The 9332-nt window shown below is 53.4% G+C and carries 9 protein-coding genes and 1 other annotated feature; of the genes, 4 read left to right on the top strand and 5 right to left on the bottom strand.

Annotated features, from left to right (window positions below; all coding sequences use genetic code 11):
* Positions 1-271: 271 nt before the first annotated feature.
* From clpB to rluD, 3 genes are all read right to left on the bottom strand, one after another.
* The gene (gene clpB, locus APU11_RS17410) at positions 272-2845 is read right to left on the bottom strand and encodes an ATP-dependent chaperone ClpB (protein WP_038980873.1); all 2574 of its coding nucleotides are present in this window, start codon (positions 2843-2845) and stop codon (positions 272-274) included.
* 129 nt (positions 2846-2974) lie between these two features.
* Positions 2975-3706 (bottom strand): purine nucleoside phosphorylase YfiH, encoded by a 732-nt coding sequence (gene yfiH, locus APU11_RS17405; protein WP_038980875.1) that lies wholly within the window; start codon positions 3704-3706, stop codon positions 2975-2977.
* Complete coding sequence (gene rluD, locus APU11_RS17400; protein WP_029882082.1) at positions 3703-4683, bottom strand: 23S rRNA pseudouridine(1911/1915/1917) synthase RluD; 981 nt, start codon at positions 4681-4683, stop codon at positions 3703-3705. Before rluD ends, yfiH begins: the two co-directional genes overlap by 4 nt.
* 131 nt (positions 4684-4814) lie before the next feature.
* On the opposite strand from rluD, the gene bamD reads away from it, so the two are divergent.
* The 4 genes from bamD (at position 4815) to pheA (ending at position 7582) form a co-directional block, all read left to right on the top strand.
* Positions 4815-5552, top strand: a complete 738-nt coding sequence (bamD, locus tag APU11_RS17395; RefSeq protein WP_013098339.1) for an outer membrane protein assembly factor BamD — start codon at positions 4815-4817, stop codon at positions 5550-5552.
* A 268-nt stretch (positions 5553-5820) separates the two neighbouring features.
* The gene (gene raiA, locus APU11_RS17390) at positions 5821-6162 is read left to right on the top strand and encodes a ribosome-associated translation inhibitor RaiA (RefSeq protein WP_008502470.1); all 342 of its coding nucleotides are present in this window, start codon (positions 5821-5823) and stop codon (positions 6160-6162) included.
* Between the two features lie 103 nt (positions 6163-6265).
* Positions 6266-6391 (top strand) — a sequence feature (Phe leader region).
* Positions 6267-6314, top strand: coding sequence for a pheA operon leader peptide PheL (gene pheL, locus APU11_RS28135; RefSeq protein WP_100249759.1), 48 nt, complete (start codon positions 6267-6269; stop codon positions 6312-6314). Its footprint overlaps the feature before it by 48 nt.
* Before the next feature lie 30 nt (positions 6392-6421).
* Positions 6422-7582 carry a bifunctional chorismate mutase/prephenate dehydratase gene (pheA, locus tag APU11_RS17385; RefSeq protein WP_013098340.1) on the top strand — a complete coding sequence of 387 codons (1161 nt, stop codon included), beginning with the start codon at positions 6422-6424 and terminating at the stop codon, positions 7580-7582.
* Here pheA and APU11_RS17380 read toward each other — a convergent pair.
* Both APU11_RS17380 and tyrA read right to left on the bottom strand, forming a co-directional pair.
* Positions 7579-8451 carry an SMP-30/gluconolactonase/LRE family protein gene (locus tag APU11_RS17380; protein WP_058651084.1) on the bottom strand — a complete coding sequence of 291 codons (873 nt, stop codon included), beginning with the start codon at positions 8449-8451 and terminating at the stop codon, positions 7579-7581. The two genes, pheA and APU11_RS17380, sit on opposite strands and share 4 nt — an antisense overlap.
* A 60-nt stretch (positions 8452-8511) precedes the next feature.
* On the bottom strand, positions 8512-9332 hold an 821-nt coding region (gene tyrA, locus APU11_RS17375; protein ID WP_060578680.1), incomplete at its 5' end, for a bifunctional chorismate mutase/prephenate dehydrogenase.

The raw sequence follows: 9332 nt of genomic DNA, 5'->3' as shown, positions 1-9332 counted from the left end.
TGTGTATGAGCGACAGGGGTGTGCATTTTCCGCTTTCCCGGTTCAGAGTCAAGCGTTTATTTTGCTTTTCTCTGCTGACCCGGCGGCGTGTGTGCCGTTGTTCCGTGTCAGTGGAGGCGCATTATAGGGAGTTATTCTGAAGCTGCAAGGATAAAGTGAAAATTATTTACTGACTGCTCACTTTCCAGGCAAATTACATCCCAGACCTCAATTCTGGCCTGGTTTTTAAACAAAAACGAGCCGCAAGCGGCTCGTTTTTGCGTTTTGTGACTTACTGCACTGCCACAATTCGGTCCTCGTTGGCTTCCAGACGGATAACTTTGCCCGGAACCAGTTCGCCTGACAGTATCTGCTGCGCCAGCGGGTTTTCGATCTGCTGCTGGATAGCACGTTTCAACGGACGCGCCCCGTAAACCGGATCGTAACCATTTTCGCTCAGCAGTTTCAGCGCATCGTCAGAGATGTGAATTTCATATCCACGCTCTTCCAGACGTTTGTACAGACGCTGCAGCTGGATCTGTGCAATCGACGCAATGTGTTTCTCACCCAGAGGATGGAATACCACCACTTCATCTATACGGTTGATGAACTCCGGACGGAAGTTATGGCTAACCACACCCAGAACCAGATCTTTCATATGGCTGTAATCCAGTTCACCGAAACGTTCCTGAATCAAATCGGAACCCAGGTTCGATGTCATGATCACCACCGTATTACGGAAATCCACCGTTCTCCCCTGCCCGTCGGTCAGACGACCATCATCCAGGACCTGCAGCAGAATATTGAACACATCCGGGTGCGCTTTTTCCACTTCGTCCAGCAGGATGACGGAATAAGGGCGACGGCGTACCGCTTCTGTCAGGTAACCACCTTCTTCATAACCGACATATCCCGGAGGCGCACCCACCAGACGTGAAACGGAGTGTTTCTCCATAAACTCGGACATGTCGATACGCACCATCGCATCGTCGCTGTCGAACATAAAGTTAGCCAGCGCCTTACACAGCTCGGTTTTCCCCACCCCGGTAGGGCCCAGGAACAGGAACGAACCAATCGGACGATTAGGATCAGACAATCCGGCGCGGCTACGACGGATGGCGTTAGAAACCGCTTCAACCGCCTCGTCCTGGCCAATCACGCGCTGATGCAGATCCTGCTCCATGCGCAGCAGTTTATCGCGTTCGCTTTCCATCATGCGTGCTACCGGAATACCGGTCCAGCGCGCCAGCACCTCTGCAATTTCCGCATCCGTTACTTTGTTACGTAACAGACGCATCGTTTTGCCTTCAGACTGCGTCGCAATCTCAAGCTGTTTCTCCAGCTCAGGGATTTTGCCGTACTGCAGCTCTGACATTCGCGCCAGGTCACCCACACGACGCGCCTGCTCAATGGCAATTTTTGCCTGTTCGAGTTCAGCCTTAATGGTCTGAGTGCCAGAGAGTGACGCTTTCTCTGCCTTCCACTCTTCTTCTAACTCAGAATACTGGCGCTCTTTATCGTCCAGTTCCTCATTGAGCATATCGAGGCGTTTTTTACTGGCTTCATCAGACTCTTTCTTGAGTGCCTGCTGTTCCAGTTTGAGCTGAATGATACGACGGTCGAGTCTGTCCAACTCTTCCGGCTTCGAGTCTATCTGCATACGAATGCTGGATGCGGCCTCATCGATAAGGTCGATCGCTTTATCCGGTAACTGACGGTCGGCGATATAACGATGCGAAAGCGTCGCTGCCGCAACAATTGCCGGGTCAGTGATCTGCACATGGTGGTGCAGCTCATAACGTTCTTTCAGACCACGCAGGATCGCGATGGTATCTTCCACGCTTGGTTCCGCGACAAACACCTTCTGGAAACGACGTTCAAGTGCAGCATCTTTTTCAATGTACTGACGGTACTCGTCCAGCGTCGTGGCACCCACACAGTGAAGTTCACCGCGTGCCAGTGCAGGTTTCAGCATGTTCCCGGCATCCATCGCGCCGTCTGCTTTACCGGCACCGACCATGGTGTGCAACTCATCGATAAACAGAATGACATTGCCTTCTTGTTTTGCCAGATCGTTAAGCACCCCTTTCAGACGCTCTTCGAATTCACCGCGATACTTCGCCCCGGCCACCAGCGCCCCCATATCCAGCGCCAGTACACGGCGGCCTTTCAGCCCTTCCGGTACTTCACCGTTTACAATACGCTGCGCCAGCCCTTCAACGATGGCGGTTTTACCGACGCCCGGTTCACCAATCAGCACCGGGTTATTTTTGGTACGGCGCTGCAGAACCTGAATAGTACGGCGAATTTCTTCATCACGGCCGATCACCGGGTCAAGTTTACCCTGCTCAGCACGCTCGGTCAGATCGACCGTAAATTTTTTCAAAGCCTGACGTTGGTCTTCGGCTCCCTGATCGTTCACACTTTCACCCCCACGCATTTTCTCAATCGCCTGAGTCACATTGGCCGTGGTTGCGCCGGCAGTTTTCAGCAGGTCGGTCAGGGTACCGCGTGATTCAAGCGCCGCCAGAACAAACAGTTCCGACGAAATAAAGTTGTCCCCACGTTTTTGCGCCAGCTTGTCGCAAAGGTTCAGCACCCGCACCAGATCCTGGGACGGCTGAACGTCGCCGCCGGTACCTTCTACCTGCGGTAAACGGCTCAGCGCCTGATCGATGGCGGTGCGTAACTGGCCAGCATTAATGCCAGCAGACGTTAATAATGGACGTACCGATCCCCCTTCCTGATTCAGCAAGGCGCTCATTAAATGAAGAGGTTCGATGAATTGGTTGTCGTGCCCCAGTGCAAGGGACTGGGCATCGGCGAGAGCAAGCTGGAATTTATTAGTAAGACGATCCAGACGCATAACTCCTCCCATAACAGGTCAAATTTGCTACTGGAGATTAAATGAGGTCATCCCTCAATTATTCAAGGTTAATGACCTGAATTATGTGAAAAGAAAACGGCACGTGCCGGATCGTCTTGATTCTTTAGGTTATATCAGCCAAATAAAACTTGCCATACGCCCCGTCGTCTTGTCGCGGCGATAAGAGAAGAAATCACCCTTTTCGGTGAACGTACAGCGGTCACCGCCGAAGATCTGCGTCACCTTGACATTATTCAGACGCTGACGTGCAAGCTGATAAATATCGGCCAGATATTTTTCCCCCACGGGTTCGAAAGCGTTAACGGCTTGCGGATCTTTTGCCATAAACGCTTCACGAACCTCTGGGCCCACCTCGAATGCCTGAGGACCAATTGCCGGGCCAAGCCAGGCAATGATATTTGCAGGATCGTCTTTGAAGCAGGCGACGGTCTCTTCCAGCACGCCTTCACACAGACCACGCCAGCCCGCATGAGCAGCCGCAACCTCGGTACCCGCACGGTTACAAAACAGCACCGGCAGGCAATCGGCTGTCATCACCGCGCATACTGTTCCCGGCGTATCGCTGTAGGAGGCATCGGCACGTTTAGACGCGTAGGGTTCTCCCGTCAACTTCAGCACGGCTTTACCGTGAACCTGCTCAAGCCACACCGGTTTAGACGGTAAGTTGCCCGCAGCAAACAGCCGCGAGCGGTTTTCTTCAACGTGTTCCAGGTTGTCGCCGCAGTGTGCGCCAAGGTTCAAAGACGCCCACGCCCCCTGACTTACCCCGCCAACGCGGGTTGAACTGCAGGCAGCCACACCTTCAGGCAGTGGCCACTCCGGAACAATCAGTTTGCTCATAACCAGTCCACTTGATCTTTGTGTTCTTCAAAATCCGCGCGCATGGCGTCAATAAGCTCCACCATATCCTGCGGGATCGGCGCATGCCATTCCATTTGAATCCCTGAAATAGGGTGATAAAGGCGCAGCATGGTGGCGTGCAGCGCCTGACGATCAAACTTGCGCAGTACGCTAATGAACTCGTCCGATGCCCCTTTTGGCGGACGCGGACGACCACCGTAAACCTGATCCCCCACCAGCGGATGGGTTATGTGCGCCATATGCACGCGGATCTGGTGGGTACGACCGGTCTCCAGACGCAGACGCAGACGCGTATGAATGCGGAAATGTTCCATAATGCGATAGTGCGTCACCGCCGGTTTACCCATCGGATGCACCGACATATGAGTACGTTTGGTAGGGTGACGGCTGATCGGCTCATCAACCGTACCGCCAGCAGTCATATGACCAATAGCCACGGCTTCATATTCGCGGGTGATCTCACGCAGCTGCAGTGATTCCACCAGGCGAGTCTGGGCAGGTACGGTCTTTGCCACCACCATCAGACCGGTGGTGTCTTTATCCAGACGATGCACGATACCGGCACGCGGCACATCAGCAATCGGCGGATAATAATGGAGAAGTGCGTTAAGTACCGTACCGTCAGGATTCCCCGCTCCCGGATGAACAACCAGGTCGCGCGGCTTGTTAATCACCAGAATGTCATCATCTTCATAGACGATATCCAGTGGGATATCCTGTGGCTCGAAGCGGATTTCCTCTTCGATTTCAGCATTGATGGCGACAGCTTCCCCACCTAACACTTTCTCTTTCGGTTTGTCCCAGACTTTACCGTTTACCAGCACGCGCTGGTCAAGAATCCATTCTTTTATGCGTGAACGCGAATAATCAGGGAACAATTCGGCCAAAGCTTGATCTAAGCGTTGACCGAGCTGATTTTCGGAGACTGTTGCGGTGAGTTCTACTCGTTGTGCCATAAACTGCTTCTTCGTTTAACGTTGGGTTTTACGGCTTTGCCGTTTAATATAGTGTGCTATTGTAGCTGGTCTTAATCGGGAGCAGGAACAGAGTTTCTCCCGGACAAACATTTGAGGAAAGTCAAAACGTCATGACGCGCATGAAATATCTGGTGGCAGCGGCCACGTTGAGCCTGGCTTTGGTGGGCTGCTCCGGTTCAAATGAACAGGTCCCTGACAATCCGCCGAATGAAATCTATGCGACTGCACAACAAAAGTTGCAGGACGGTAACTGGAAACAGGCGATAACGCAACTGGAAGCGTTGGATAATCGCTATCCATTTGGTCCGTATTCGCAGCAGGTACAGTTAGATCTCATCTACGCATACTATAAAAATGCCGATCTGCCGCTGGCTCAGGCAACCATCGATCGTTTCATGCGTCTGAACCCGACTCATCCTAACATCGACTATGTAATGTACATGCGCGGTCTTACCAACATGGCGCTGGATGACAGTGCCCTGCAGGGCTTCTTCGGTGTGGATCGCTCCGACCGTGACCCGCAGCATGCGCGTGATGCGTTCAACGACTTTTCCAAACTGGTGCGCGGCTATCCGAACAGCCAGTACGTAACCGACGCCACCAAACGTCTGGTGTTCCTGAAAGACCGTCTGGCGAAATACGAATACTCGGTTGCTGAATACTACACCCGCCGTGGCGCATGGGTTGCCGTGGTTAACCGTGTAGAAGGAATGCTGCGTGATTATCCGGATACGCAGGCGACCCGCGACGGCCTGAAGCTGATGGAGAATGCTTACCGCCAGATGCAGATGACCGCACAGGCAGACAAGGTAGCAAAAATCATCGCCGCGAACAGCAGCAACACCTGATAGCGACGTCAAAGCAAAACGGCAGCCCGCGGGCTGCCGTTTTTTTATTCATTTCAGACAAAGCTGAAGCGGTTTAGCTTCAACACATCCTATCAACTATGACCGCAATTTTTGCCTTCGACAAGGTAAATCTCACCTCTTCCTGCCCTGCCTCACAAAAAAGATTCCCTGACAAAAACCGACAAAATAACGTGATCTAAATCACACATTTTGACATTAGGACAGGTATGCTGGAATCACCAAGACGGAAAGACAAGAGGTAAAATTTATGACAATGAACATTACCAGCAAACAAATGGAAATTACCCCGGCAATTCGCCAGCACGTCGCAGACCGTCTCGCCAAACTGGATAAATGGCAAACACACTTGATTAATCCACATATCATCCTGTCTAAGGAGCCGCAGGGTTTCATCGCTGACGCAACTATCAATACTCCAAACGGCCATCTGGTCGCCAGCGCAAAACACGAGGATATGTACACCGCTATTAACGATTTGATCAACAAGCTGGAACGGCAGCTCAATAAAGTGCAGCACAAAGGTGAAGCCCGTCGCGCCACGACCTCGGTGAAAGACGCCAGCTTCGCGGAAGAAGTTGAAGAAGAGTAATCCTTTAAATTGAGTTTACCGCCAACGCGCCTTCGGGCGCGTTTTTTATTGACAGGGTGAAAACAGTACGGGTACTTTAACGTTATCAACCACAGGATGATTTCATGAAACTGACGCCGTTTTTCTTCGCATTCTTTTTTACCTTCCCCTGAACGGGAGGCGTTTCGTCGTGTGATAAAGAATGCGAAGACGAACAACAAGGCCTCCCACACCGGGAGGCCTTTTTTATTGATAACGATAAAACGAGACAGACAACACTATGACACCGGAAAACCCGTTACTGGATCTGCGAGTAAAAATCAGCGCGCTGGATGAAAAATTACTGGCACTTCTGGCTGAACGCCGCGCGCTCGCCATCGAAGTGGGTAAAGCCAAACTGGACTCCCACCGTCCGGTACGTGATATCGACCGCGAACGCGACCTGCTGGAACGTCTGATTCAACTCGGCAAAGCCCATCACCTTGACGCACATTACATCACCCGTTTGTTCCAGCTCATCATCGAAGACTCTGTTCTGACCCAGCAAGCGCTGTTGCAGCAGCATCTGAATAAAACCAACCCGCACTCTGCCCGCATCGCGTTTCTTGGCCCTAAGGGCTCCTACTCCCATCTGGCTGCCCGCCAGTACGCTGCACGTCATTTTGAAGAGTTCATTGAGAGCGGCTGCGCGAAGTTCGCCGATATTTTCAATCAGGTGGAAACCGGCCAGGCGGATTACGCCGTCGTGCCGATTGAGAACACTAGTTCAGGTGCTATCAACGACGTGTACGATTTGCTGCAACACACCAGCCTGTCGCTGGTTGGGGAGCTGACAATTCCTATCGATCACTGCGTGCTGGTCTCTGGCTCAACCGATTTGAGCACCATCGAGACGGTCTACAGCCATCCGCAGCCGTTCCAGCAGTGCAGTCAGTTCCTGAACCGTTATCCGAACTGGAAAATTGAGTACACCGAAAGCACCTCCGCGGCGATGGAAAAAGTCGCCCAGGCAAACTCCCCTACCGTCGCGGCGCTGGGCAGCGAGGCGGGCGGTGCGCTGTATGGTCTCCAGGTTCTGGAACGTAACCTGGCAAACCAGACGCAAAACATTACCCGCTTCATCGTGCTGGCACGCAAAGCCATTAATGTCTCTGATCAGGTGCCCGCCAAAACCACCCTGTTGATGGCAACCGGGCAGCAGGCAGGCGCACTGGTTGAAGCGCTGCTGGTACTGCGTAACCACAATCTGATCATGACCCGACTCGAATCGCGCCCGATTCACGGCAATCCGTGGGAAGAGATGTTCTATCTCGACATTCAGGCCAACCTGGAATCGCCGTCCATGCAGAAAGCCCTGCGCGAACTGAGCGAAATCACCCGTTCAATGAAGGTGCTGGGCTGTTATCCGAGCGAAAACGTGGTACCGGTTGACCCAAGCTAACGTTCGATAAACCGGCTTTTCTTCATCCCTGCCACACTGACCGGCAGGGTGAAGATAGCGCCGGAGAGGGGATATTGTGCCACCTCCTGCGCATCCATATTTTCCCGTGTGGTCGTGATAAACAGCGTTTTCATATCGTCACCGCCAAAGCAGACCATCGTTGGGCAACGGACCGGCATTCGGTACTCTTCCAGATGCTCTCCCTGAGGTGAAAAGCGCGCGATGCGCCAGCCATCAAACAGCGCACTCCAGTAACAGCCTTCCACGTCCATCGCGGCACCGTCAGGTATCCCTTCGCCGTCGTTGAACCGGCGGAATATCTCCCTTTTACCGGGTTCCCCCTGCTCATCCAGTGGGGTACGGTAGATAACGCCGTTTGGCGTATCAGAAGTAAACATCCACCGCTGGTCGGGGCTGAATGCCAGACCATTGTGGCCATGAATGTCGCACTGGATAACTTTTGGCGTCAGATCGTTATCAATGCGCATCAGCAGCGCCCCGTTGTAATCACCCGGTGCCCAGAAGGTCCCGGCGTAGAACTGGCCCCGGTGATCGGTTCCCCCATCATTGAAACGCGCAAGCTGCGGATTCGACGGATTATCACAGACTTTGCGCTGCAGCAGACCGTGTTTATCGGAAAGCCAGATGCCGCTTCGCATCGCGACGATAAAGCCGCCGCGTTCGCGCAGGGCGAAACACCCCACCTCTTCGTGGAAAGAGAGCACGGTGTGTTCCGCCGTGGGTAAATGATAACGGTGGATCTCACCTTCAAGAATATCCGCCCAGTAGAGCGCATTTTCCTCTGCACTCCACGTCGGGCATTCGGGCAGATGCCCGGTGTAGTTCAACAGCAGCTGCGGTTCGGCCATGACAGTTCCCCAAAATGAAAAAAGCCAGCAATGCTGGCTTTCAGTATATACATCATCGCATTACTGGCGACTGTCATTTGCCTGACGCAACAGCGTGCGGCTCTCGCTCTGGAAACGTTGCGCGTAATCGCCAAACCAGTGTTCGACCTTACGGAAGCTGTCGATAAACGCCTGCTTGTCGCCGTGCTCCAGCAGCGTAATGGCTTCGCCAAAACGCTGGTAGTAACGCTTAATCAGTGCCAGGTTGTTCTCAGACGACATAATAATGTCGGCGTAAAGCTGGGGATCCTGAGCAAACAGACGCCCTACCATCGCCAGCTCCAGACGATAGATAGGCGAAGAGAGTGCCAATAACTGCTCAAGCTGCACATTCTCTTCCGCCAGATGCAGCCCATAGGCAAAGGTCGCAAAGTGGCGCAGCGCCTGGATGAACGCCATGTTCTGATCGTGTTCAACCGCGCTAATGCGGTGCAGCCGCGCGCCCCAAACCTGAATCTGTTCCAGGAACCACTGGTAGGCTTCCGGCTGACGACCATCGCAGTAGACCACCACCTGTTTCGCCAGGCTGCCGCTGTCCGGGCCAAACATAGGATGCAGCCCCAGGACCGGCCCCGTGTGCGCAGCAAGCATTGCCTGCAGCGGACCATTTTTCACGGATGCTAAGTCCACCAGGATGCAATCTGCCGGCAGCGGAGGAAGCTTCGCAATGATCTGCTCCGTCACGTGAATCGGCACGCTGACGATGACCATTCCGGCATCTTTCATCAGCTCCGGCGCTTTTGCCCAGTCCTCTTTTTCCAGGATACGCACCTGATAGCCAGACAGGGTCAGCATTTTTTCAAACAGCCGCCCCATCTGACCCGCCCCGCCCACAATAACGA

The organism is Enterobacter sp. 50793107, from assembly GCF_001463365.1.
GTDB classification, from domain to species: domain Bacteria; phylum Pseudomonadota; class Gammaproteobacteria; order Enterobacterales; family Enterobacteriaceae; genus Enterobacter; species Enterobacter cloacae.
Note: the sequence above shows the minus strand (reverse complement) of the source record. Positions and strands in the feature narration are given on the sequence as shown.

What these genes read in the sequence shown, in the direction of transcription:
- clpB (WP_038980873.1), bottom strand. Translation starts at nt 2,845, where the DNA reads ATGCGTCTGGATCGTCTTACTAATAAATTCCAGCTTGCTCTCGCCGAT.
- yfiH (WP_038980875.1), bottom strand. Translation starts at nt 3,706, where the DNA reads ATGAGCAAACTGATTGTTCCGGAGTGGCCACTGCCTGAAGGTGTGGCT.
- rluD (WP_029882082.1), bottom strand. Translation starts at nt 4,683, where the DNA reads ATGGCACAACGAGTAGAACTCACCGCAACAGTCTCCGAAAATCAGCTC.
- bamD (WP_013098339.1), top strand. Translation starts at nt 4,815, where the DNA reads ATGACGCGCATGAAATATCTGGTGGCAGCGGCCACGTTGAGCCTGGCT.
- raiA (WP_008502470.1), top strand. Translation starts at nt 5,821, where the DNA reads ATGACAATGAACATTACCAGCAAACAAATGGAAATTACCCCGGCAATT.
- pheA (WP_013098340.1), top strand. Translation starts at nt 6,422, where the DNA reads ATGACACCGGAAAACCCGTTACTGGATCTGCGAGTAAAAATCAGCGCG.
- APU11_RS17380 (WP_058651084.1), bottom strand. Translation starts at nt 8,451, where the DNA reads ATGGCCGAACCGCAGCTGCTGTTGAACTACACCGGGCATCTGCCCGAA.